At 49.3% G+C, this 25,693-nt stretch carries 21 protein-coding genes and 1 CRISPR repeat array; all 21 genes read right to left on the bottom strand.

Translation table 11 applies throughout. The features are described from left to right. Positions 1-4 precede the first annotated feature (4 nt). Complete coding sequence (locus tag WJM45_RS06870) at positions 5-1,216, bottom strand: argininosuccinate synthase (protein ID WP_341328227.1); 1,212 nt, start codon at positions 1,214-1,216, stop codon at positions 5-7. A 254-nt stretch (positions 1,217-1,470) separates the two neighbouring features. Next, the gene (locus WJM45_RS06865) at positions 1,471-1,737 is read right to left on the bottom strand and encodes a GIY-YIG nuclease family protein (RefSeq protein WP_341328226.1); all 267 of its coding nucleotides are present in this window, start codon (positions 1,735-1,737) and stop codon (positions 1,471-1,473) included. A 6-nt stretch (positions 1,738-1,743) separates the two neighbouring features. Further along, positions 1,744-2,079 carry an ASCH domain-containing protein gene (locus WJM45_RS06860; protein ID WP_341328225.1) on the bottom strand — a complete coding sequence of 112 codons (336 nt, stop codon included), beginning with the start codon at positions 2,077-2,079 and terminating at the stop codon, positions 1,744-1,746. 220 nt (positions 2,080-2,299) lie between these two features. Further along, positions 2,300-2,425, bottom strand: a complete 126-nt coding sequence (locus WJM45_RS06855) for a hypothetical protein (protein ID WP_341328224.1) — start codon at positions 2,423-2,425, stop codon at positions 2,300-2,302. Between the two features lie 143 nt (positions 2,426-2,568). Then, positions 2,569-2,877: a CRISPR-associated endonuclease Cas2 gene (gene cas2 / locus WJM45_RS06850; RefSeq protein ID WP_341328223.1), complete on the bottom strand. Its 309-nt coding sequence runs from the start codon at positions 2,875-2,877 to the stop codon at positions 2,569-2,571. Beyond that, positions 2,877-3,623, bottom strand: a complete 747-nt coding sequence (locus WJM45_RS06845; RefSeq protein WP_341328222.1) for a CRISPR-associated endonuclease Cas1 — start codon at positions 3,621-3,623, stop codon at positions 2,877-2,879. Before WJM45_RS06845 ends, cas2 (WJM45_RS06850) begins: the two co-directional genes overlap by 1 nt. A 2-nt stretch (positions 3,624-3,625) precedes the next feature. Further along, complete coding sequence (cas1, locus tag WJM45_RS06840; protein WP_341328221.1) at positions 3,626-4,579, bottom strand: CRISPR-associated endonuclease Cas1; 954 nt, start codon at positions 4,577-4,579, stop codon at positions 3,626-3,628. Positions 4,580-4,582: 3 nt separating this feature from the next. Next, the gene (gene cas2, locus WJM45_RS06835) at positions 4,583-4,867 is read right to left on the bottom strand and encodes a CRISPR-associated endonuclease Cas2 (RefSeq protein ID WP_341328220.1); all 285 of its coding nucleotides are present in this window, start codon (positions 4,865-4,867) and stop codon (positions 4,583-4,585) included. An 864-nt stretch (positions 4,868-5,731) separates the two neighbouring features. Continuing rightward, on the bottom strand, positions 5,732-6,121 hold the full coding sequence (locus WJM45_RS06830) for a hypothetical protein (protein ID WP_341328219.1): 390 nt from the start codon (positions 6,119-6,121) through the stop codon (positions 5,732-5,734). Between the two features lie 350 nt (positions 6,122-6,471). Continuing rightward, a CRISPR array of direct repeats spans positions 6,472-9,745; the repeat unit is 37 nt; unit sequence GTCTTAATCCCTTCTTAATAAGGTCTGGTATTCAAAT. A gap of 83 nt (positions 9,746-9,828) precedes the next feature. Then, a complete protein-coding gene (locus WJM45_RS06825; protein ID WP_341328218.1) occupies positions 9,829-10,959 on the bottom strand; it encodes a DUF1887 family CARF protein in 1,131 nt (376 codons plus the stop codon). A gap of 715 nt (positions 10,960-11,674) precedes the next feature. After that, positions 11,675-13,786 carry a CRISPR-associated ring nuclease gene (locus WJM45_RS06820; RefSeq protein ID WP_341328217.1) on the bottom strand — a complete coding sequence of 704 codons (2,112 nt, stop codon included), beginning with the start codon at positions 13,784-13,786 and terminating at the stop codon, positions 11,675-11,677. 1,150 nt (positions 13,787-14,936) lie between these two features. Continuing rightward, positions 14,937-15,392 carry a transposase gene (locus WJM45_RS06815; RefSeq protein ID WP_341328216.1) on the bottom strand — a complete coding sequence of 152 codons (456 nt, stop codon included), beginning with the start codon at positions 15,390-15,392 and terminating at the stop codon, positions 14,937-14,939. A gap of 413 nt (positions 15,393-15,805) precedes the next feature. Then, the gene (locus WJM45_RS06810) at positions 15,806-17,077 is read right to left on the bottom strand and encodes a TIGR02710 family CRISPR-associated CARF protein (RefSeq protein WP_341328215.1); all 1,272 of its coding nucleotides are present in this window, start codon (positions 17,075-17,077) and stop codon (positions 15,806-15,808) included. 479 nt (positions 17,078-17,556) lie between these two features. After that, on the bottom strand, positions 17,557-19,212 hold the full coding sequence (locus WJM45_RS06805; protein WP_341328214.1) for an RAMP superfamily CRISPR-associated protein: 1,656 nt from the start codon (positions 19,210-19,212) through the stop codon (positions 17,557-17,559). Continuing rightward, complete coding sequence (locus WJM45_RS06800) at positions 19,209-20,165, bottom strand: CRISPR-associated protein Csm7 (protein WP_341328213.1); 957 nt, start codon at positions 20,163-20,165, stop codon at positions 19,209-19,211. Before WJM45_RS06800 ends, WJM45_RS06805 begins: the two co-directional genes overlap by 4 nt. Further along, positions 20,166-20,567, bottom strand: coding sequence for a type II toxin-antitoxin system VapC family toxin (locus tag WJM45_RS06795; RefSeq protein WP_341328212.1), 402 nt, complete (start codon positions 20,565-20,567; stop codon positions 20,166-20,168). It lies immediately after the preceding gene. After that, positions 20,564-20,803 carry a hypothetical protein gene (locus WJM45_RS06790; RefSeq protein WP_341328211.1) on the bottom strand — a complete coding sequence of 80 codons (240 nt, stop codon included), beginning with the start codon at positions 20,801-20,803 and terminating at the stop codon, positions 20,564-20,566. Before WJM45_RS06790 ends, WJM45_RS06795 begins: the two co-directional genes overlap by 4 nt. Positions 20,804-20,817: 14 nt before the next feature. Continuing rightward, complete coding sequence (gene csm3, locus WJM45_RS06785; RefSeq protein ID WP_341328210.1) at positions 20,818-21,525, bottom strand: type III-A CRISPR-associated RAMP protein Csm3; 708 nt, start codon at positions 21,523-21,525, stop codon at positions 20,818-20,820. Between the two features lie 14 nt (positions 21,526-21,539). Next, on the bottom strand, positions 21,540-21,920 hold the full coding sequence (csm2, locus tag WJM45_RS06780) for a type III-A CRISPR-associated protein Csm2 (protein ID WP_341328209.1): 381 nt from the start codon (positions 21,918-21,920) through the stop codon (positions 21,540-21,542). 459 nt (positions 21,921-22,379) lie between these two features. After that, a complete protein-coding gene (locus tag WJM45_RS06775) occupies positions 22,380-22,910 on the bottom strand; it encodes a transposase (protein WP_341328208.1) in 531 nt (176 codons plus the stop codon). 99 nt (positions 22,911-23,009) lie between these two features. Beyond that, a complete protein-coding gene (cas10, locus tag WJM45_RS06770; protein WP_341328207.1) occupies positions 23,010-25,691 on the bottom strand; it encodes a type III-A CRISPR-associated protein Cas10/Csm1 in 2,682 nt (893 codons plus the stop codon). Positions 25,692-25,693 lie beyond the last annotated feature (2 nt).

Raw genomic sequence — 25,693 nt, 5'->3', positions numbered from 1 at the left:
CGGTTTAGCGCCCTTTTTTTGCTGCAATACGCATTCTCAATGCATTCAATTTGATAAAGCCTTCGGCATCCTTTTGATTGTAGGCGCCCGCATCGTCCTCGAAAGTCGCAATCGACTCGTCAAACAAACTATCGGTATCGGAAGAACGGCCGGCCACAATGACATTACCTTTATAGAGTTTGATTCTAACGGTACCGTTGACATTGACCTGCGAGGCATCGATCATTTCTTGCAACATCTTCCGCTCAGGACTCCACCAGTAACCGTTATAAATCAAACTGGCGTAACGCGGCATCAACTCGTCCTTCAAATGCGCGACTTCTCTATCGAGCGTCAAAGACTCGATTGCTCGATGCGCTTTGAGCATGATCGTACCCGCAGGCGTTTCATAACAGCCGCGCGACTTCATACCGACATAACGGTTCTCGACGATATCGAGACGACCGACGCCATTGGCGCCCGCGACTTTATTCAATTTCTCCAACACTTCGGCGGGCGAATGAGGCGCGCCGTCGATCGCGACGATATCGCCGCCTCGATAAGTCAATTCGATATAAGTCGGCTCATCGGGCGCCGCTTCCGGCGAAACCGACCAACGCCACATCGACTCCTCGGGTTCCGCCCAAGGATCTTCGAGAATGCCGCCCTCATAAGAAATATGCAGTAAATTGGCATCCATCGAATAAGGCGAGGCCTTGCCGCGTTTCATTTCGACCGGAATACCGTGCTGCTCGGCATAGCTAAGCAATTTTTCGCGCGAGGTCAAATCCCACTCGCGCCACGGCGCAATAATATGAATATCGGGACGCAACGCATAAGCGCCCAACTCGAAACGAACCTGATCGTTGCCTTTGCCGGTCGCACCGTGAGAAATCGCCTCTGCGCCGGTTTCATTAGCGATTTCGATCAAACGTTTCGCAATCAACGGACGGGCAATCGACGTACCGAGCAAATATTCGCCTTCGTAAATCGTATTGGCGCGGAACATCGGAAACACGAAATCGCGCGCGAACTCCTCGCGCAGATCGTCGATATAAATTTCCTTGATGCCCATGGCCTGAGCTTTTGCTCGCGCCGGCTCGACCTCTTCGCCCTGGCCGATATCGGCGGTAAATGTGACCACTTCGCAAGAATACACATCCTGCAACCATTTCAAAATGACCGACGTATCCAAACCGCCGGAATAAGCCAAAACCACTTTATTAATATCGGACATATCGCCTTTAAATACCTTGAGTTAAAAAATGTCGTAAATTATACCGTAAAAAAGCCGTAACAATACTCCCTTTATAGTCAAAAAATGGCTAACTTTATGAAGGTATGGGGTGTGGCTAGCGAGGATGTCGGCAGCAGGGATTGCTGCCGTCAAGCCCCCATGGATGGGTTCACGGCGGTCCTCGATAGACACATCCCATACCTTTTATTCTTAGACGGTTTTTCGATCAAAAGGGAGTAGAGTCGAATCCTACGTTAATCGGTTAACTGATTAACGTCCGAATGCAACAAAAGCAGTTTATGCACGCGTTTCAATCGCTTGATCGCGATCTCGCGTTTCGTTGCGGAACTGCGGTCGTGCCCGCCTTCCAAATAAACCAGACGAGAAGGTTCCCGACCGCGAAAATATTTGGCGCCCAGCCTGCCTTCCGAATGCTCCCGCAAACGCCGTTCAATATCATTGGTAATACCGGTATAAAGCGATTCGTCGCTACACAGAATCATATACACGAACCACTGCATCGCGGACTAATCATCCTGCTTGATCTTGAAACCATGCACCCAAACCAAATGCTCCGGCTCCCAGGTCATGCCCGGATGCATCGATAGAATCAGCGCGCGATAGCTTTCCAAATTCGGATAACCTTCCGCCTTGGCGTGCGCGTCGGTCATATCGCCTAAACGCTCGCGTTGCAAATCGGTTACGACGAAGGCCGTGCCGTCCAACTCAAACTCCTCGCCCGGCCAAGCATAAACGCCGTCTCGGCGTTGTTGAGTTTTTACACCGGACTTGGCGGCCTCAATGAGCTTCGGATGACGAATCAAACGATCGATAGAACAGGTTTTCTCAGGGTATTGGGACATAATGACTAATTTCCAAAAACACGAAAGTATAGCGGACCTGTCGTTATACACAAGCGCGGACGACCTGCCGGGTAAAAAAAAGCAAATGGGCGATGGATTGCCTTTTTATCCAGCAAGGCTATCGTGGCTTGAGTGCTAGAGATGTGGGAGCGACGCCTTCGTCGCGATGTCGAGGCTAGTGCCGTTAAGCTCTCTTTGTAATTTTCGAAGTCTTCGGCGTTTAACCGCTTTTTTCTCGGTGCTTGGGCCTTGCGGCTTCGACTACGTTGTTCGTTTTTTCGGCATTGTCGGCTTCGATAATCGCGATCTGGGGATCGCTCCCACAATGCGGCTTTTTTCTCGGCATTGTTTAGTCACTGTGGGAGCGACGCCTTCGTCGCGATTTCGGAGCCGTAAATCGATGGGAAACAAAAAACGACATTGAGGCCGCGATAATCAAAATAACAAGCCAGTCAAATTTCAGCCCAACATCGATAGACTTTTACCGGATCAACTCAAAATCCTATTCACGCCGCCGGTAAACAACAACACATCTTCCGGAAACAACTGCACACCCAAGGTTTTGATTTCGCCGTATTCCGGTAGACGATAACAACGAATATCATCCTCCCGTTCATCGATCAAATGCCCAAGAGCCTGCAATAAGCGTAACAAACGAGGCCGCTTCATCACAACGATAAACACCGAATACTGCACCGGCAAGCCCTGCTTTTTCAACACACGATGGGTTTTCGACAAGCGCTTGGGATCGGCAATATCATAAGAAATCAAATACAAACCCGCCGAACTGTCCGCCATTACGAAGCCCCCATCAAAAACCGATGCAACTTATTGACCGTGCCCCGAAACAATATGCCGACCCGATCGGAACGGTGCTGATACAACTGGGCAATCTCGCGTTCCTCCGGCGCTTTTAACCGGCGCGATTTTAAATCCAACAGCGGCAAATAAAAATCCCACAGCAACAAGCGGCTGAAATCGGCGGCTAAATCCAAGCGATTGGCCTGAACACTTTCATCCTGTAAATCCAATCCCTGCTCCAGCAACAACAATGTCATTTCGCCATACAGCAACGACTCGACCCGATTCACTGCATTGGGCCAGTCGTTCAATAAATTCAAACGCAAACCGCTCAGCAAATCCGCAACCGGTATCACCTGCCAATCATGCAATCCCGCACGCCGGGCAAAACTGCGAGCCGCCATCTTTTGCATGGCAACCCGCCAAGTTTCATAACGCTGCATGCCATCCGGCCTTGACAATAAATCGAGCAAACGCTGCGCAAACAATTGCCTATCCCGGCTGACGCCCAACCAACGCGCCCTGACCTCGCCGGTCTTCGACAAGATCAACACGACGATACCGGCATCGGCGCAAGCCAACAATGCGCCCATCGTCCACTCGACCGAGCCGGAACACACCACTCGCGAAATTCGGGCTAACGGAAATAAGCGGTCGGCCTTGTCCGGCACCGAAATCCTAAGCGCCGGTTCGTCCAAAACCACACGGCAACCGGGCTTACCTTCGATATATAAGGGCCGCATTATTAACCCTCCGCCTCTGTCCGCAACCTATCGGCCAAGGCATAACCGTAACGGCGCAGCAAACGCCGTGCGCTGCCGACTTGGCTTTCGTAAAATCCGTAAAAACGTTGCCGGCCTTCCTTATTCAACAAACACCTGCCCTTATCCTCGCTGAAATGTTCGGCTCGCAAACGCCGTTCGCGAAACAAATGCCAAACCCATTTATCCATCAATGGCCGCAACGGCTCCATCAAATCGCAGGCCAAAGATTCCCGACCGAAACTCACATCGTGATAAAAACCCAGCATCGGGTCCAAACCGGTCCAATGACAAGCCCTGACCGCATCGTAATGCAGCAGCGTATAACCCAAGGACAAACACGCATTGACCGGGTCCGGCGGCGGACGCTTCTTGCGCCCGGCAAAATTGAGCGAGTCGGCGAACAAATGCCGGTAAGCGCCGAAACAAGCCGCCGCCGCGCTACCTTCATAACCTCGCAATTCCGACAATGAAACGCTAAACGCATCGCCGCGTAACGTCCCGCCGATACCTTGCAAAGTATTCAGCGCGCCCGTCAAAGGCTTTCTTAAATCGGGACGCGCGGCCAAGGCATCCTGCAATAAACGCTGCTGCCCTCGCAACTTGGCTAAAACCAACCACTTCGCCAGCGGACGCCGTGCCTCGTCGCTCAAACTCATCCGGTACTGCCCTAACCTTCTGAGCGCATCGCCATGCGGCTTACCCGAAAGCATCGCGGTCGCTTCGGTGGATCGCCCCGACAACACCAGAAAACCGATATTGCGCTGCGTCAACGCGCCCAACACCCGGCTTTCCAATTGAATATTGCCTCTCACGATTACCCGATCCAAAAGATGCAACGGAACCGTCCCTTTCTTTTGACCGGATTCATAAAGCGCCAAAGCCTGGCCGTCGAGCTTGACCGCCAATTCCTTTCTATCCAAATACAAACTGCTCATCGTTTACCCCACATAAAAAAACGAACCGTCCTGAGGCAACACCGCCTTGCCGAGCGTCCGAATCGACTTCGGCCCGGCCAACTTCAGCAAAATAAAACGGTCTTCCACAGGATCGATAACCCCGGCCACTTCATCCAACAGCGCGCGCTTTTCCGCCGGCGTCAAAAAACATTCGAACACCGATTTTTGTCCGCCGGACGCATAAGCGCGCAGCACATACAAAGCCTTGCGCAAACGCTTGTTGCAGGAAATATCGTAAGCCGCGAGATAAAGTTGCCGTTTTGTCATGGTTAAACAGCATAACGGTTAATTGCGGAGCGTGAGGGGGTTGGCAAGCTTGCCGGGTTGGTGGTGAATAGTGAATGGATTTGCAAGGGGCGACGCGAGTTCCCGCACTAAAACGCTTTAGCCTGGAACACCTAATTACGGACGTACCAATGCTCGAAAAGTCTAGACTCTCCGTGGGAGCGACGCCTTCGCCGTCCCTTACCTAACGCTAGGTGACACTGCCATTAAGTTAAGCCTTTTCTGGTTCCCACGGTCCTCCGTGGGAATCCGTACCTTGGCTGTCTAAACCAGATCGGTATGCGTTCCCACGCTAGAGCGATGGGAACGAGGAAAAATCTCCCCCAGACACTCTTTTTCAAAGAGGGGAGTAAACTCCAAGGATCTTAACTTAATGGCATTGAACGCTAGGTGAGGGAAAGCCGCTGCCGCTAAACAGCTGTTCCCTTTTTCGAAGCCTACAACGTTTAACCGACTTGATTTCTGTGCTTAGGCGTTGCGACTTCGATCCCGCTATTCGTTTTTTGGCGTTATCGACCTCGAGAATCGCGATCTGGGGATCGCTCCCACCGTGCGATTATCGTTCCAACGCTCTGCGTTGGAATGCATCCCGCAACGATCCAGCGTTACGAGTACACATTTAATTATACCTATCGCACATGAAATTTCGGCATTCGACTCCCTCGCCCACTGTGGGAGAGGGCTGGGGTGAGGGTTTTAAAAAACCGAAATTTGATGTGCGAACACTATAAAATCGCTAAGCACCCGCACGCCTAAAAGCATTGATCTCACTGAACGCTAACGAAAAATAAAACGCTCCGCCGTTTCGTCAACGATGCGGAGCGCGGGGTTAAAAGGTAAAAAAAGTCAATCGACAACCACGGTAGGCGGTACATTGACTTCCTGCTTCAATTCGGCGGATTCATAACTGTAAATAGCCGGATTATAAGCTTTATTCACATACTCTATAGTCAACGGAATCTCAGTTTCTTCACCCACATGTGCATAGCTGTGAATAGCTTGTCCGTATGCTCTATTGACATAGATCAGGGTCGGATTCAGAGATATCGCGCCCGCTTGTTTGCTCAAGTAACTGTAAATGTTGTTATTGATCGATTTGGTTTGATAAATGAATTGGGGTTGATGTTCTGTTTCGGCATTCATTCTGGCTTCCGCACTTAATGGCGCCATGCCAATCAATGCTGCAGCCAATGCTATCGACACAGTGTTTTGGATTCTTCCTGTTTTTATTTTCATTGTTGTGATCCTCATCTTTTGTTAAGGGCACTTGTAAGACTTAAATCTTGCGGTTGAGGTTCCAATGAAAATTTAACGCTGTCTACAGCAACAGGGGCAAGACAACCATAGCGCCATGATGCCTGACTATATTCCGTTAAACCGGATTCGCAACGCAGGAGCGTTGCGGGATGCATTCCCACGCAGAGCGTCACTGCCATTAAGTTAAGGGAAACCCGTCATTCCGCCAGGGATTGGCGGAACCCAGTGCCACGGATGGCAAGCTTTTAAGGCACATTAGAACATGCACGCAAGAATTACTTATTTATTATGAGGGCTTAACTTAATGGCAGTGACGCAGAGCATGGGAACGAGAACCGCCTTCTTAATAAGGTCTGGTATTCAAATAAACCGGAGAGAAGATCATGAGCACCTTATTTAGAACGTCTTAATCCCTTCTTAATAAGGTCTGGTATTCAAATAGACAGACGGTCTTTACTCAGCCGCTTGAATCGTCTTAATCCCTTCTTAATAAGGTCTGGTATTCAAATAATTTGAGCGCGCTATATACGCTCAAGATAAAGGTCTTAATCCCTTCTTAATAAGGTCTGGTATTCAAATCCAAGTCATTGAGCGGGCATTGACGATTCTTCAAAGTCTTAATCCCTTCTTAATAAGGTCTGGTATTCAAATCTAAAGCGACTAATGAGAATGATTCTCAACTAGAGTCTTAATCCCTTCTTAATAAGGTCTGGTATTCAAATTGGGATAATTAATAAAGTACAAAAAGTTATTGACGTCTTAATCCCTTCTTAATAAGGTCTGGTATTCAAATAGGTTATCAACTAAGTCTATCTAACAATATGGTCTTAATCCCTTCTTAATAAGGTCTGGTATTCAAATTACAGTTAAAGGCGATAGTCAGCCTTTAAACTAGTCTTAATCCCTTCTTAATAAGGTCTGGTATTCAAATAAAGTCGAAGCCGAAAAGGCTTTAAAGAAAGCCTCGGTCTTAATCCCTTCTTAATAAGGTCTGGTATTCAAATAAATCAGCAGGAAAGAAGATAGTTAAAATTGCTGGTCTTAATCCCTTCTTAATAAGGTCTGGTATTCAAATCCAAGCAGGGCTAGCTGCCTTGCTTAGGCATTGGGGTCTTAATCCCTTCTTAATAAGGTCTGGTATTCAAATGAGAAAGGAGATATTTACATTAGTGGCCCAAGTACAGTCTTAATCCCTTCTTAATAAGGTCTGGTATTCAAATTCTTGATGATGTGTTCAATCAATTGGAGCAAAGTCTTAATCCCTTCTTAATAAGGTCTGGTATTCAAATCAAGTCGATACGACATTGCTAAGAGTTGGGGTCTTAATCCCTTCTTAATAAGGTCTGGTATTCAAATCTGCGGTTGCTGCAATTGCGTTTGCTCTTGGTCTTAATCCCTTCTTAATAAGGTCTGGTATTCAAATAAAATTATATAAAAGTTTAGCGAATGCGAAGCGGTCTTAATCCCTTCTTAATAAGGTCTGGTATTCAAATAAGTCGGGCGCGGCAAGTATGTCGTAAATTACGGGTCTTAATCCCTTCTTAATAAGGTCTGGTATTCAAATGAGTCGAACCGCATACGATACGCGGTTATCGTGTCTTAATCCCTTCTTAATAAGGTCTGGTATTCAAATAGACTTCAACGCTATAAAGCGTTCAAGAAACTAGAGTCTTAATCCCTTCTTAATAAGGTCTGGTATTCAAATTGACGGACAAACGCTTAAAAGAGTCGAACCGGTCTTAATCCCTTCTTAATAAGGTCTGGTATTCAAATGGAATGCCGAGCAGAAATTGAGCGATACGGTCGTCTTAATCCCTTCTTAATAAGGTCTGGTATTCAAATAAAAGGGGTTAAAAAATGAGTGACTACAAAGCAGTCTTAATCCCTTCTTAATAAGGTCTGGTATTCAAATGATCAAAAAATCGATTCATTGATGTATTGTCAGGTCTTAATCCCTTCTTAATAAGGTCTGGTATTCAAATGATTTTAAGATGTTATGAGTGCGGTGAGTCAGTAGTCTTAATCCCTTCTTAATAAGGTCTGGTATTCAAATTGAAAACTAACGAGATATTCGAAAAAATCGAAGTCTTAATCCCTTCTTAATAAGGTCTGGTATTCAAATCGATTTCCGTATTCACCCGGATTAAACTAACAAGTCTTAATCCCTTCTTAATAAGGTCTGGTATTCAAATCTAAAGTTCAGCCGAACTTAGCACTTGCTTACGTCTTAATCCCTTCTTAATAAGGTCTGGTATTCAAATGCAAGGTCAATTATTAATATGAGGATAAAACATGGTCTTAATCCCTTCTTAATAAGGTCTGGTATTCAAATTTCACGGCTAGCAATAATCGGAGCATAAAAACATGGTCTTAATCCCTTCTTAATAAGGTCTGGTATTCAAATGTACAAGCCAAGTCAATGTTGGTAATCAAAATAGGTCTTAATCCCTTCTTAATAAGGTCTGGTATTCAAATGGAGTAGTTGCAAAGCACCTGAAAAAAATGCAGTCTTAATCCCTTCTTAATAAGGTCTGGTATTCAAATTTACTTAAGGATTGTAATATAGCCATAAAAGCCGTCTTAATCCCTTCTTAATAAGGTCTGGTATTCAAATCGACCTAGGCTCTCAATATCAGAGAAAAAAATAACGTCTTAATCCCTTCTTAATAAGGTCTGGTATTCAAATGAGTCTCCACGCGCAATTATTTTAGAGTTAGCAAGTCTTAATCCCTTCTTAATAAGGTCTGGTATTCAAATAAAAAAAATTGATCGAAATAGCGCAATCAAACCGCGTCTTAATCCCTTCTTAATAAGGTCTGGTATTCAAATTTTAAGCATTACATTAATGACAAGCGCTTAAAAGGTCTTAATCCCTTCTTAATAAGGTCTGGTATTCAAATCAAGCAAACGGAATTGCTTGAGAATCAACAGCTTGTCTTAATCCCTTCTTAATAAGGTCTGGTATTCAAATCTTAAGCGGCAACGATAACGTGTTCGGTCGCGGTCGTCTTAATCCCTTCTTAATAAGGTCTGGTATTCAAATATGAAAAATGAAATATTTGAAAAAATTGAAAGGTCTTAATCCCTTCTTAATAAGGTCTGGTATTCAAATAAAAGTTCAGTCGCTTACAACTGAACAATTGAGTGTCTTAATCCCTTCTTAATAAGGTCTGGTATTCAAATGCTTTTCACTTAACAAGCCGCTAAGCAGTCTTAGGTCTTAATCCCTTCTTAATAAGGTCTGGTATTCAAATACGGACAAAAGACTTAAAGAAGATAACCGCATGTCTTAATCCCTTCTTAATAAGGTCTGGTATTCAAATTATTCGAAACATTAGAAACAATTAGCAGTTTTAGTCTTAATCCCTTCTTAATAAGGTCTGGTATTCAAATGTATTCGAAACATTAGAAACAATTAGCAGTTTTAGTCTTAATCCCTTCTTAATAAGGTCTGGTATTCAAATAAGCGATAAAAACATAATAAAATCATAAACTTAAGTCTTAATCCCTTCTTAATAAGGTCTGGTATTCAAATCGGAGAACCGCTATTTACATTCGATGCGCCAGTCTTAATCCCTTCTTAATAAGGTCTGGTATTCAAATAGCTCGTCTCTGTTCTCCTTTTGTTATCAATAGGTTGCAAAGGGGGTTGCCGGGATTTTCGGCTTTTGAAAAGTTAATTGCTTTCATCTGATCCACTCCGTCAATCTTTGTGATAATTGCGCCAAATTTCGATGCGCGCAGATGGATATACCGAGATCGTGCGCTCTTTGTAGATCGTATTTATTCGGCGAGTTGTAGCTTACCAGCATTGCGCGGGCTTGTAACCCTCCCAATAGATCCTTGAGACTATCGAGTTTGTACAATGCCTGGGTATTTTTGTTGTTGGCCGGGCTTTTATCGTGATGGGTTTTGCATTCTATGATGTATAGCCGGTTGTCCTTGAGCAGCGCAATATCCATTTCATTTCTGATAGGCGGGTTCCGGTGGTTGCGTTCGACCTCGATGCTTCGGCCGACGTCTTGCAAGACTAGGGCTTTTTTCAGGTTTAGGCAGATGCCCCAAACGTGTTGCTCCAGCCAACCGCCGTTGATGTAAAAGCGTGCTTCGTCGCTGGGAAAGATTAGCCGGCCGCCTTTTAATTCGAGTAATCGATGGTCTTGGAATAGCTCGATCAGCTTTTCGAGTTGGCGGTAGTTTCGATGCTTCGGATCTAGTACTACGGTCAGGGCTGGTTTGGCTTTTGCCGCGTAGGCATTGAGCACCCGCAACGGTTCGGTGTAGGTTTCCGCGTTTAGGATCAGAGTTTGCGTCAATTCTCGATAACGCTGCGGCACGCCGTATTTATCACCTTGGGCGGTCACTTCGGCGCCGAAAGCTTTTAGAAACTCCGGCAGTTTGAGGCGGTCGGCCAGGTCGCCGCCAGGTTGATCCGCCGGATGCATCCAGATTATCCTGTCGTGCTCCGGATGTACGTAGAATATCGGTTTGTCGAACGTACGGAATACCTCGTAGGCGGCGATGCTCATCGGCTTGGTGCCGCCGGTCGCGTTGAGCGCGATGTTTTCCGGGTAAGCATCGAGCAATTCGATCACTTGATCGCGGATGTGTTCGATATCCCAGGCGTTTTCGATCGACCAACGGTTGATATGACTGACTCTGCTCCGGATTACCGATTCCAACAAATCGGCGCGTTGCCGCATATCGGCGCTGACTAGCATGACGACTTTCTTCGGACGGTATTGTTCATCGAGTATCGGCGTGATGTTGGGCACGGCTTGCGCCGATATTAGGATCAGATGGGTGTCGATGTTCATGGTGTTTTCTTATGCGCTGCTTATTCTTGCTTTTTCAAAAGGGGCTGCCGAAACTCGACGATCCCGATCTGGGGATCGCTCCCACAAGGTGCTGTGGGTGTTCCAAGCTCCGCTGTGGGAGCGGCGCCTTCGTCGCGATTTCGAGGTCGATGCCGTTAAGCGGTCTTTGTCGTATTCGAAGCCTGCAATGTTTCGCCGCCTTTTTTCCGGAGCTAGGCATTTTGACTTCGATTCCGTTGTTCGTATGTTTAGCATTACGACTTCGACAATCGCGATCAGGGGATCGCTCCCACAAGGTGCTGTGGGTGTTCCAAGCTCCGCTGTGGGAGCGACGCCTTCGTCGCGATTTCGAGGTCGATGCCGTTAAGCGGTCTTTGTCGTATTCGAAGCCTGCAATGTTTCGCCGCCTTTTTTCCGGAGCTAGGCATTTTGACTTCGATTCCGTTGTTCGTATGTTTAGCATTACGACTTCGACAATCGCGATCTGGGGGTCGCTCCCACAAGGTGCTGTGGGTGTTCCAAGCTCCGCTGTGGGAGCGACGCCTTCGTCGCGATTTCGAGGTCGATGCCGTTAAGCGGTCTTTGTCGTATTCGAAGCCTGCAATGATTCGCCGCCTTTTTTCCGGAGCTAGGCATTTTGACTTCTATTCCGTTGTTCGTATGTTTAGCATTACGACTTCGACAATCGCGATCTGGGGATCGCTCCCACAAACGCTTAGCCTGGCCGACTCAACATTTCAAAGATCTCGCTATCGCATTGCTTTAACAATGCTTCTTTATCCTTGCCCGGTAGAAATGCATGAATGAAGCTTTGCTTGATCATCGCCAGCGCGTCCCATTGGGTTAATTCGCCTCGGCTCATCCTGGCCGCCGTTAAATATTCCTCGCTCAGCGTGGTAAGACTGATACCGGGATTATCGGTGCATAACGTCAGCGGCAAGCCTTCCCGCCACAATGCCATCAAGGGATATGGCTTGCAGTCTTCGCTTTCCGGCCATTGCGGGTCTTGAAAGCCGACCACTTCGCGGTTGGAGGTTGGGCATAGTTCCAAACAGATATCACGATTACGAAACCGCTGCGCCAGAGCCGGATTGTCATTTAAAGTCAGACCATGACCTATCCTGTCCGCATGCAAATGATAGGCGGCTTGCCAAATCGATTCGGCCGGTTGACCTTCACCGGCATGAATAGTAATAGGCAGGCATTGTTCGAATGCCGGCGTAAACAACCCGGCGATTTCCGAGGGCTGCGTTTGCTGTTCGTCGCCGGCCATGTCCAATCCGACCACGAAATCGGGCCATTGATGCTGCGCCGTGATCGCCAATTCAATGGTTTTTTGCAGTCTTGCCGCTCGGTCTCCTTCAACGTCGCGCCGGTCTGCGATCACGATAAAACGAAATTGCGGTTTATTGCCTTCCGACAAGCTTGTCAGTGCTTTTTTCAGGGCGCTATAAAAACATTCCAGAAATAGTAGACCATCGCCATATTTTTGTGGGCTTCCACGCAGTTCAATATAGGCGAGGCCTTCTTGCATGGCTTGCTCGACGATGGCTTGGGCGTAGGTTTCGATCGCCGCGGGATGACTCAATATCGCGGAACCGGTGAGTTCGCCGGGCCGTTCGTAGGCGGCGAATCCTTGTTGATGCCGACTCGTTAATGCGATGCGCGGTTCGGTACAACGCCAGAGGTTGTTTTGCAGTTGCTCGTCGTCGGCATACCTTAGCAGCGCCGCGCTGTTATGACTGCGAACGCCTTGGTTTTTCAAAGATTCCGGCCAATGCCAAGGCCAGTGAATGCTTTGCAGCAATGGCTTGCAATGAGTCTTCGCTCGTTGTTGTTCCTGTTGCGTTAGGCTTTGCCAGACTGCTTCGGCGACTCGGCGTTGGGCTTTTAGATCCAAACAGCCGCCTACATGCCGATGCAAATCGGCTTTCGGCAGTTTATCCAGCCAATCGATATGCGTTGTATCGAGCGGCTTGATTCTTAGCTGTTCTATCGTTCTAGGCGGCAGCCGGTAAAGACTGCGCCAGTTTTCGTGATGTTCGCTTCGGCTAAGTTCCGAGAGATAATTACCTAGCAAGCGGCTGCCGTGTTGTTCGCGTTTTTTCAGCTCTTGCGCCAAAGATAGCGTATCTGCTGCCCAGACTTGCGGTAGGCCCGACTTCGGTAGCGGCAACGGAAAGGCTTCGGTGGCGATGGCTTCGGTCCGGTCCATTCGCAAATCCAGTAAATCGCTACGCTGGGTTTTACCGGTAATAAGCGGTGTGACGGCAAGACAGCAGTCCGTATCGAAGGGCTGGGTGAACAATTCAGGCGCCGCTTCTTGCAACGCTTTAGGCATGGCTTGGTAATCTTTGCCGACCACATGCAGTAATGCTTGACAGCCGAATAAACCCGCCGCCCATTGCAAATCGGCGCTCATCGTTTTGCGTCCGCCGGCCAGCGACAAGACGACTTGTCCGCCCCGAGCTTCGGAATGCGCCTTCAGGCAGGCGCGTGCGATCAATTCGCGCATCCGTTCGCATTCGAGTTGATTAGCCAGTTCATTGGTGAACTGGGCCTGCCAAATACGCAATGTTATGGGTTTTGCCAGTAGCCGGCTCCATGCAGTCAATAAACTTAGACTTTTTTGGGTGGCTTCGCCTTGCGTGGTGCAGAGCCAAATTTCGTCCGGGGCTTGCAAGCCGTATTCGTGGCGAAGTCGTTCGAAAGAGTCGCTGTCGGGATGTTCGACGTACAACGGCAAGCGGTCCGGCGCCAAAAAGCCGTAGACTTCGGGAACCACGGCCCAACTGGCGCCAAGCGTCATGAGTACGATATTTTTCATTGATTGATCATCTGGGAGAGGCGCTATTGTGAAAGATACGGGTGTTGTTTGTGGGAGCGACGCCTTCGTCGTCCCTCACCTAACGCTAGGTGAGGGAGAGTCGGGGCCGTTAAGCTGTCTTTGCCTTTTTCGAAGCCTGCAATGTTTCGCTGCCTTTTTTCAAAGCTTTGGCGTTGCGGCTTCGATTCCGTTGTTCGTTTCTTTAGCATTACGACCTCGACGATCGCGATCTGGGGATCGCTCCCACAGGATGCTGTGGATGTTCCAAGCCGCCCGCTGTGGGAGCGACGCCTTCGTCGTCCCTCACCTAACGCTAGGTGAGGGAGAGTCGGGGCCGTTAAGCTGTCTTTGCCTTTTTCGAAGCCTGCAATGTTTCGCCGCCTTTTTTCCGGAGCTAGGCATTTTGACTTCGATTCCGTTGTTCGTATGTTTAGCATTACGACTTCGACAATCGCGATCTGGGGGTCGCTCCCACAAGGTGCTGTGGGTGTTCCAAGCTCCGCTGTGGGAGCGACGCCTTCGTCGCGATTTCGAGGTCGATGCCGTTAAGCGGTCTTTGTCGTATTCGAAGCCTGCAATGATTCGCCGCCTTTTTTCCGGAGCTAGGCATTTTGACTTCTATTCCGTTGTTCGTATGTTTAGCATTACGACTTCGACAATCGCGATCTGGGGATCGCTCCCACAAGGTGCTGTGGGTGTTCCAAGCTCCGCTGTGGGAGCGACGCCTTCGTCGCGATTTCGAGGTCGATGCCGTTAAGCTGTCTTTGTCGTATTCGAAGCCTGCAATGTTTCGCCGCCTTTTTTCCGGAGCTTAGGCATTTTGACTTCGATTCCGTTGTTCGTTTCTTTAGCATTACGACTTCGACGATCGCGATCTGGGGATCGCTCCCACAGGATGCTGTGGATGTTCCAAGCCGCCCGCTGTGGGAGCGACGCCTTCGTCGCGATTTCGAGGTCGATGCCGTTAAGCTGTCTTTGTCGTATTCGAAGCCTGCAATGTTTCGCCGCCTTTTTTCCGGAGCTTAGGCATTTTGACTTCGATTCCGTTGTTCGTATGTTTAGCATTACGACTTCGACGATCGCGATCTGGGGATCGCTCCCACAACATTGAAACTCTCTTTTTCACGCTTGAATGTAAACTTTATTCTCGCTATAGCCAAATCGCATCCCAATGCGGGTATTCGCCTATCTTCTTAACCAAGCCCGCGCGTAACGGATTGGCTACGATGTATCTGGCTATACTTAGCAAGTCCTCCTCTCTACGCACCGCGCGATCATGATAACCTTCTTGCCAAATGGGTCGGCCGACTTTTTTGGCCGATAAGCCTTTTACACTTTGCAATACCTTCGAAAGACTCATTTGACCGGTCAATTGCAACAACCAATGTAAATGATCCGGCATGACCACGAATGCAAGTGTATTCGCCCGCCCCAATGTTTGCTCATTCCTCATGATGTTAATAAGCCCTCTTGCCGCATTAAAATCTTTGAAAACCGGAATGCGATCTTCAATATTGATGGTAACCGAATAAATTTGATTGGGCGCGGAAAAACGGCCTTTTCGCAAATCTTTACTGTGCGGTTTAGCATTTTTTTGTGCTTTCAATGTTACCCCTCGAATCGTCGCTATCGGCTCAGCTTTTATTGTGGGAGCGACGCCTTCGTCGCGATGTCGAGACCACCGATACTCAGCAACCACCAACTTTGATCGAAGCTTTGGCGCTTTGGCTTCGATACCGTCAATAGGTCACTCGACTCTTTCGACCTCGATTATCGCGATCCGGGGATCGCTCCCACAGGGAGAAAACTCGCACAGTGCGGCAATGACCTTTGTGGGAGCGACGCCTTCGTCGCGATTTCGAGGCCATCGATACTCAGCAGCCAAGGCTTTGATCGAAGCCTTGGCGCTTTGACTTCGATACCGTCAATAGGTCACTCGACTCTCTCGACCTCGATTATCGCGATCTAGGGATCGCACCCACAGGGAGAGTTTTCTAATTAAGCCTTCAACTATTCAATCTACAAGTCATAACTTTGCGGCAGTTGCGGCGGCATGTCTTTTATCCCGACTCGACGGCTTTCTGCCAGCAGCATCGGCAGGAAGCGCGATTCCAACCAGTCCGCCAGTTGCAGCCAATGCGGCTGTTGAACGGGCGCGAAGCCGTGCGCCAAGATCGATTGATTGCGGCTTTTGATTTGATTGAGAAGGTTTTTTTCCTCTGCTTTGATGAATTCGGCAGCCGCACCTTGGGTTTTGACCTTGACCAACTGCCAAGCCTGAAACAGACCTGCTTGGTAGATTCCTTCTCTATTGGCCGTCAGCTCCATACCGGCGGGAATTTCGGCTTTCGCGATGTTGGCCGTATCGATGCCGCAGTGCGATTTCAACAGCCATTGCGCGGTCCATTCGATCAGGCGATAAACCCGCGCGACGGCATCGTCGTAGCGGCCTTGCGCGGCGCGGCGCCGGGCATTGAGATACAAGTCGAACAGTTGCGCCGGCTCGCGTTTTTCCGGGCGTTGATCGCGCAAGCGCATGGCGATCGGCAGATAGGCTCTAAGTTCGTTCGGCAATCCGGGCGCGTAGTTTTGCAGCAGATCGAGCGCGGTTTGATGGTTGAAGTTGTCCCATTCTGCAAAGGCGCGGCTCAAGTCGCGAAAACGCGTGAAGCGGCTGCGTAACAACGCATGTCCCGGTGCCTTGATGTCTTTAAGGCCGGCCTCGGCTTCGCTGTAGGCGAATCGTTTCCAAGCCTGGCGATAGGGCGCGATTTGTCGTTCGAAACGGATTTGTTCGATATTTGCCAAGGCCGCATATTGCGAGCCGTCATGTACCTTGATCAAATCGGCTCGGCTGCCGGTCACCAGTTGCAGTTGTATGTCTTGCCGTTCCATCGCCGCCATGACTAAGCCGGCGCTCATTGATTTAGTACCGCCGGTGTAATCGGCCATGATCGCCGCGTTCGGAAACCTCCGCACCAGCTCATCCAAGGTTCGATTGCAATCGGCGTAGATACGGTCGAGGTCGTCGGACAAAGTCAAACACACCTCGTATTGTTCCGGCGTCAATCCGGTTTGCGCCGGGATATTGGGCAGGCTGGGTTTGTCGTCCTTGGGCTCCGCCTTAATGCAATTACCGTTACCGGTAATTTGCACGGCGGAACCGGGCCGCCCGGTCGCGGGGTCTTTATCGGTGCAGACAAACAAAACGAAGTCGGGGCGCAGGTCGTTGATGGCGGTTACGATCGGCTGATGACTGCCGCCGACGGTGCAGATTAAGATTTGGGTCATGGTTTGATTATTTTTAGTTTCATCGTTCCCACGCTCTGCGTGGGAATGCAGCCTGAACCGCTCTGCGGTTCGGGACGCTAAAGCGTCCCTGTCTGGAATCCTACGGTCCTCCTTGCGAACGCAAACGTTGGCTGCCGAAGCAAAATCGGTATGCATTCCCACGGAGGTCCGCTCATCGTTATACATAAGTCATAAATTATCCTTTTGCTATCTTAACCAATGCGGCCTCGATACCCTTTATTGTCACTTAACACTCTCGGCCTCGAAATCGCGATCTGGGGATCGCTCCCACAGAGCATCCGCCGCCCGCTGTGGGAGCGACGCCTTCGTCGCGACTATCGAAGTCGCTAACGCTCATACATCAATAGCCTTTTCGGACGACACGGCAACCTGGCGCTCGGTCGCTGCTTTTTGCACAATAGGTATATTTATACTTGTGTATAACGGCGAGCGGAGGACCGTGGGTACGAGGATAAAGATCAATCCTGCAGATAGGAAAGCACTTTCAAGCTGCGTTGTTTAAGTTTCACTTTTTGCTTATTCGTTCCCTCGAAATCCGGAAGCCATTTGCCTGCATCGACCATTAACTTTTTGATTTTTTGTGCAATGCGTTTGGCGTCTTCCCCCTGCCAACGGCCCGATTCCAAAGCTTGCAGCAAACGGGTATCGTGTTCTTGTTGTTGAAACGGTTTTAGAAACTCTTCGACATCCCGGTCTATCGGGCTTAACGTTGCGAGACGTTGTTGCTCCGCCTCTTGCTGCAGACGCATTTCCTCGGCACGTTGCTGTTCCGCCAGTTGTTTCTCTTTTTCATGTTGTTGCCGTAATTCGGCTTGTTGTTTGAGCTCGTTTTGTTTGACAGATTGTCGCCGCATCCAATCGATTAGGTCTTGATTGCCTTGCTCCAGCCAGTTTTGCAGTTGACTATCGGGGGTTTTCGGATCGATTTCGACCAAGAGCCAGCCGAAAGGCAGCAGATTATTTCGATTGCCGATGTCATCGGCGGCCAGCCACCAGGTTTTGGGTTGTTTTTCCCATTTCGGCCTTTCTCCCCTGCCCTGCATGATTTTGATGTTGCGGACATTATTGAGCGTTAATGCCTCGGCTCCGCTATGCCTGCCGACACGCAGCAAAAAAGCTTCGCCGTTATGCAATCGCTGAGACAGTCCTTTATCCATTAACTGTTCAATCTGCTTAACCCAATCGGCTTGCAGATAATCCCTTTCTTTCATGCCGTTGAGTTCTTTCCAGAATAACCCCATATAAAAATCGTTACAGGCCTTGGCGATGTCTTGGGCGGTCCAGTGCAAGTGTGGCTTGGGTAGTTTGCGCTGATCTTGACTGACGGATTGCGTATCTAAAAGCGTTAGACTGCCAGTGAAACATTGATAATGATGCGGCGCCACGCATTCCAATAATTGGTAAAGATTGCTGGCTTCGGCTTGCGATTGCAGCAATTTTCCGTTTTTTATGACAGGCTTGCGTTTGCGATTGACGGCGAATTGTACCTGGCACGCCGGCTTGTCGGCCTTGCCTTGCCAGCCCGCATCGCCGACCGATATAAGCCGCATCGGATCGGTATGAAATTTACCTTCAAACAAGGACTCTTGCAGTTTTTGGTTGCTTTGTTTACGGTCGATCAACGGTTTGTTGTCATTGATATCGTCCAGCAGCGCGGTTCTGATGGCGCCTTTGATACTGCTGCCCGGTAAGAGCGGAAGGCCGTCGACCGGATTATAAAAGGTGCGATCGATTTCCAACTTGTTGATTACTCGCCGACCCTGGCCTTCATGTTGCGAGGTTTGGCCGATGCGTTTTCGATACAGCGATTTAATTCCGCCGGCAGTGGGCACGGGCGGCTTGGCAAAGGCCAGTAGTTTCTCCCGATGGTTATGAAAAAAAGACTGTACCTTGGTTAGCATCGTGTCATCGGGTTTACCGTTGACGATAGACAATAATTGTTGTCTGTTGCTGTCGCTCAAACCGGCCAGCGCCGCTTGGCTATCGAAACTGTATAAAGCGCCGGCTTCGTCATCGATGACATAATTGCCCGGCTCGTAGCTTTCATCGGTGCCAATGTGAATGGGCGATAACGGCGTATATTTCAGCGTGTAGTGATTCAAAAAATGTGTCATGAACATTCCTTGGCTTGAAAATTGACGGCTATGACGGGAGCATAGCCTTGATGTACCGTGGCGGGTAGCGTTTTCGAGAGCTCGCCGTTGCCGCCGATGCCTTGGCCGATATAACCGGACGCGGGGGGCGTCGCAGCCATTATCGCGGCGGTTTGCGCCAATAATATCGGGTTTTTGAACGGCTTGCCTTCTTGGTGGACGGCGATATCGCCATGCCGGCCAAACCGGGTGAAGAGTTGATAATAGCTGCGTTCAGGCGCGAAGCCCAAGCCTTGCGGAGCGCATGGCGCCAGCGTCAAACTGCTATCGGCATCGGCTTGAGAAGGTAATTCGGCGGCTTGAAATGCTTCCAGCTTGAATTTACCAAGTCCAATGCTGGCATCGCGCCCGAAGCCGAATTGACCGATATCGGTCAGGCAATCTTGACAGTCCTCCGCGCTCAACCGTTCGGTATCCAATAGCACATAGACATGCCAACGCAGACCGGGAATGAACCATTCCTGTTCGATGCTGTACGGCGCGAAACCGCCCTCTCCCGTCGTGTTGGTACGCCGGTCGATGGTATTGTGCGGCTGAGGATGTTTTTCGCTCAGCTTACCGAAGTCGCCGGCGATATCCGCCGCCGTTTTCGCAAGACCCAACCATTCCGAAACCGGTTTTTCGATTTCCTTTTCGGGTAGCCAACAACGCTTTTTGACGGCTTTTCGATCGGTGCCGTCGATCGGGCGGTAATGGCTAAACGGTAGTTTCGGTAACGGTAGATAGCCTTGCGGAAAGGCATCGGATACGACCGCGAACGGCCTGCTTTCGGTATAACCGGTTAATAATTCGGTCAAACTTGCTTCACCGAACCGGTTGCGAATCGCCCAGCACAGTTGCCCGAACAAGGTATCGCCTTTTAGCGGCGTCGCGAATGGCGATTGCAAATTGATTATGACGCGAAACACTTGCATTCAAATCTCCCAGTCGGTCAACTGTAGCCCTGCGATACGGCTGAATTCGCGGGTATTATGGGTCACCAATGTCAGGTTGTTAGCCAGAGCTATCGCGGCGATTTGTAAATCGTAAGGTCCGATCGGCATTCCTTGACGGTGCAAATCCGCGCGGATTTGGCCAAAGATCAGCGCGGATCTATCGTCGAATGGCAAGGTTGGAAAACAATCGAGAAAGCGTCGCTGTTTGTCTAGGGTCTCGCTAGGAAATTGACTCTTCATTGCGCCATAGAACAATTCCGCTCTAACCACCGAACAAATCGACATCGACTCCGAGCGCCTAGCATGAATGGCATCGCGAATCGCCGTCACTCGGCCTTGCATATAGCGAATGCATACATTCGTATCCAGTAAATATTTCATGCCAACGGCTCCCGTTCTTCATAGTCTCCCTGCCATTCCCGGTCGGGCAAATCGGGCAGCGAACCAAAGGTTTCTTCAAAAAAACCAATCGGCCAGCCATTGGCATCGGTTTCTTCCGATTGGCCTGTTTGTTCTGACAGAGGCCAAATAATGACTTCCACCGCCTGGTGGCGCAATTCTTCGGGTATGGCGATACTATCGGGTGCATCTTGATAGATTTTGCGTATCGGTTGCATATTCCGGCCTCTTGTTACAAGGTGATTTTTTCCAAACGGTCTTGAATCGATTGACCATCCAACTTAGGTTCGCGGAATTTTATTTTGCCGTAGCCGCGCGATCCGGAACCGCCCAGGCCGGTCAATTCCAACAATTTCATGCCTTGGAGCACGGTATCGAGCAAGTCTTCGTCATTATGAACGCGTATCGTCAGATTGAAATCAAATTTGGCGGTGGCCGGGACGCGTTCGGTGTTGCGTGGATGTTCGGCCGTGCCTTTGATTCGATCGATCATGTTTTCCATTTTGGTTTCCGTGAGCAGCAGGTTTTTGTCATCCATTTCTTTCGCCCACTCCGGGCATAACGAACAATCCCAGAACGATAGCCGGCTCGGGCCGATTTCAGCCAATAAATCCGAAGCAATGTCGCCATCGGGCGCGCCTCCGAACAATTTGACTAAGGCTTTCGCTTTATCCAGCACGTTGCCATCGAGTTTCTTCAAGTGTTTGAAGCTAAGCGGTTGCCCATCCGTTTGTCCGACCACGCCTAATTGCCACTCCAAGAGGCTACGCATTTTGCCTTTGATGCTGGAACCTGGAATATAAGGCTGTTGAGTAATCGGATTTTTGATAACCGGATTATCGGTGCCGCCAATGTGAATTTCGGTGTTGCCGCTGCCGATATGAAGACCGCTCAATAATTCGATTTGGCCGGTGAGTTTTTGTATTTTGGTGAGTTGCATATGTTTGCCTCCGATCAATTTGGGCGTTCTTGTTTATAAAAGCCCATGAAGGCTTCCATGAATAATTTGAATGTATGCAAGGTTTGAGCGCAAATGACTTGTTGCAACCCTTTATGGATCAAGTCAACGAAATTGTCATCGACTAGCTTGCGGCCTCTCGCATAAGCCGCCTTGGCGTTGATCATCCGAATAAATGGCAGATAGTCATCAAATTTTTCAGGATTTTGGCGCACCTTGCTGTCCCATAAAACGATTTCGTCATAAAACTTTCTGATTTGAGTTGCCTTATTGACTCTGTCACCTCCGCTCGCAACAACTTTGGCCACATTTTTGGCTATGTCATTGAACAAGTTTGGGTTGATTTTTTCACCCGGTTTACCGATATTTATTTCCATGTTGTTCTCCTGTTTGTCAATGTCGCTTAAATTTCATTTCGCGCCGCTAAAGCGGCTCGGGCTTGCTCCCACGCCGGAGCGCTCATCGTTATACATAAGTCAAAAATTACTGTTTTGTAATCTTAGCTAATGAGGCTTCGATACCATTTTTTGTCGCCCAACATTCCCGACTTCGAAATCGCGATCTGGGGATCGCTCCCACAGAGCATCCGACCCCTTGTGGGAGCGACGCCTTCGTCGCGATTTCGAAGCCACTGATGTTCAATATCCGCAGATTTATCAAACAGCACCGTTTCCAGGTATACGACGAACTCTGTTTAGCAAGTTTACCGATACTTGTGTATAACGGCGAGCGCCGGAGCGTAGGAGCCATGTCTTATGATTCTTATCGTTCCCACGCTCCGGCGTGGGAACGCATCCGGGGACGCTCCGCGTCCCGATGAACAGAGCCATTCGGCTTCACCAAGGATCAATCTCCAATAACGGCTCGCCGCCAAAATAATTCGCCGCGCTGGAATAACGCCAATGCTCCGGCTTTGCGACATAACCCCGCTCGACCGAATTATGGTGAATGTAATCCAGCTTCTGCCTCATCATCGCTTCGTTGTGTACCAACTCGGCATGCGCGCCTTCTTGCCAGAACTGATACGCTCTATCCGTTTTATGCGCTCGTTTTGCGAAACGAAGCCGGTCCAGGATGCGATCGACTCGATTTTCTTGTAGGTAATCGATGATCTTCCGTGCCGTATAGGATTTAAAGCTGTTCAGGCATTTATCCAAGCGCTCCGACTGTGCGACGAAGTGCAGATGGTTTTCCAGCACGACGAAACCGTATAGTTTCAAGCCCTGCTCTTTGCGTTGATATTGCCAGCAATCGAGTAGTACCTGCACGGTTTCCGGACGCGTGAAAACCGGTAGCCATTCCTGTATGGTGCAGGTCAGAAAATGCGGCTGGCCCGGTTCTTTTATCGTGTAGCGGCTTCTTCCCATGGCGTTTTCCTATCTCGACGCGGAGCGTCTTCGGAGGCATTCCCACGCCGGAGCGTGGGAACGATGAAGGTCGCGACGCCGCGCCGCATCCACAAACTTTCAATCGCGTTGCTGGTATAGGTGGCAAAATAGCGCGACTCGATAATTACTGCCGTGCCTTGTAATGCCGGCATTGGCGATTTCCTCGGCCAGTTCCTCTTGCCGGCGTTTACGCTGCTCTTTATCGAGGTGTTTATTGCGCTCCAGCATGCGTACGGTACGGTAAGCGAAGTAGCTATGCCAAATCGCGTTTTCCGGCTTTTCGTCGACCTTCTCGGCCATGTCGATCAAGTTGAGCAAGCCGTAAACATAGCCGGTGCTTAAGTCCATGTCTTTGCTAAGTTCCTGCAATCGTTCCCGGCGGGTTGACAAGGCGCTGAACTCTTCCCAAAACATATCTTGATTAAAACAGTTGACGGCGTTTTTGGGCGAAGGCGCCACTTGACCGGGATTATGCGCTTTGGCTCGCTCCAGTGCGTCCTCCGCCATTTCGCCCAGTTGATTGATCGGCAGACCGGGCTTGGTGGTGCTGATGCCTGCGGAAAAGTGTACTTCGGGATTGTGCGCGACGTATTCTTGGAAAGCTTGCCGCATTTTGCCGGCCAAATTTATCTGCGACAGCCAAGGACCTATCAGAAAAAAATCGTCGCCTCCGGCAAATACGGTATAGCAATTGTCATATTCGGTTTGGCACAACCAAGGTAAATAAATCGTAAAGAATGCGTTGATTTGCCGCGACAAGGCGGCGGTTTTACTGAAACTGGTATCGTCTCCCAGTCCCGATTGAAAGATCATGCCGAGATTATCGACATCGCCTTTTAAGGTCGAAAGCGCCGTGATGCCTTGCCATCGATGGTTTTCCTGCAAGGTTTGATCTTCACAGGCAATATGGTTGAGCGTTTTGGCATCGTCCAATTCCAGTTTGTCCTCGCCGGCATATTTGCCCAATAGCGCCTCCGCTTGGGCTTTTTCATCGAATTTCGGCACATAGGCATTGATCGTTCGCCGGGCATATCCGTTCCATAATGCGCCATCCGCTGATTTCGGCAGCGAAAAATCCCATGCCCTGAGCAGATTGCCGTTTTTAGCTTGTTCGCCGAACTTGCCTTGGATGTCTTGGTTTTCGGCAAAACTGATATGGTAGCCGAACACCGGTATTTTGAGGGTGCTGGACATATTCAAGGATTGCCGGGTAATCAGAATACGCTCCCGGCGCGTCAACCACTCCCCGGTTTTCAGTTGGTCCCACGCCAATCGGCTAATGCTGGTTTCTTGGTCGAGCTGTTCGCTTGCCGGCGATTTTCCGTCAATTTTGCAAACGCCTTTGTCCTTGTCGAAACGATCGAGAAAATCTTTGAAAACAATCGGCGCCGTTGTATCGCCGCACAAATTCAGTCGTTGATTCTTGGCGATTTCCAGTTGATCGAATAACTTGGTAATCAATGCCTTATACGGGCTCGGCATGCCTGGTTTGGCCCGGCGAAAATCGTTACACGAGGCATCCGTCCAAGCCAAGCCAACGCCGGCTTGTCCCCAGCTCTGTTCTAAAAACCAGTCGTTTAATTCTTTTTGGATCTGTTGTAGCGTTTCAATAGTCGCCGGCGTATTCGGCGCCACAATCATGAACTTGCCGGCGGCGTTGATGACCTGGTTCGTGGACGGTAATGCCAATGCTTCCAAAACTTTGAGCGCCGCGCACTCGCTGAGCAATGAGACATAAAAAGAACGGCCGCGCAGCAATTTGGCGGCTCTCTTGTTGGTTTCTCCGCCGCTGGCGAAAATGAAATCCTGAATGCCGAAAAAGTCGCCTTGAATCAGTAGAATCTTCTTCTCTTGCCAGCTTTGTTCTTGGGCTTTGAGTGCTTTGGCAGCGTTTTCATCGGTTTCCCCTCGCTCGTGGTGATAACGCCACAATGCCGTTGCCAGCGCCGCCGCGACTCTGGAATGGTCGTATAATGAAACATCCGGACGTATATTGAATGCCGTGGCGGAAGGAATGGCTTGCGTATAAACACCCCATAAGGTTTCAAAATGATCCAACCATAACGACCAATTGTTACGGTGCGATTTCGGCAATAATTTCAACGCCTCTACAAAGCCCTGCCATAACTTTTCATATTCCTTTTGTGCGGCTTTGTCGTCGTTGCCTTCGCATTTCTCGCTCTTTACCGGAAAAATACTATTTGGCGACAGCGGTTTGAGCGGATAACGATACGCATAGCGTTGCTTGTCTTCGCTATGCAAACGTATTTGCTCGAACAAGGTCAACTGCCTTGCGGTGTAGTGGTTTTTGCCTGTCTCGGTGATGTCTTCGCCGTGATTGTAGGTTTCGAATTCTTCTCGGTCGAAGCCCGATGCCACGCGATCCGCCGTCGCGATGATCCATTGTAAGAAAGTCTCGGGCTTATGATGCTTGGCTGCGGCATTAATAAACGAGTCATCGGCTTCCTTGGATTTCCACGAACCGAAAGGCGCGAAATCCGCTCCTTTCAATTCGGGCATGGAATCTTCGATCAAATCCATCGCTAAACCCGTATAGGCTGCATGAACATGACTGAACCAGCCTTTGTCATCGACATGATTTTTCCGATGCGGACAATAAAGCTGTTTGTTGGCGTCCAGTATTTCTTGGTTAACCGGTATCCTCGCTCGTTCGGCAAACTTACCCAAATCGTGTAAAAAAGCAGATAAGGCGATGCGGCTCGATTGATCCAATAAATTTCTTTTTTCTTGTTCTTGCATAT

This window comes from Methylotuvimicrobium sp. KM2 (assembly GCF_038051925.1).
Taxonomy (GTDB): domain Bacteria; phylum Pseudomonadota; class Gammaproteobacteria; order Methylococcales; family Methylomonadaceae; genus Methylotuvimicrobium.
This window is presented reverse-complemented; position numbering and strand designations above follow the sequence as displayed.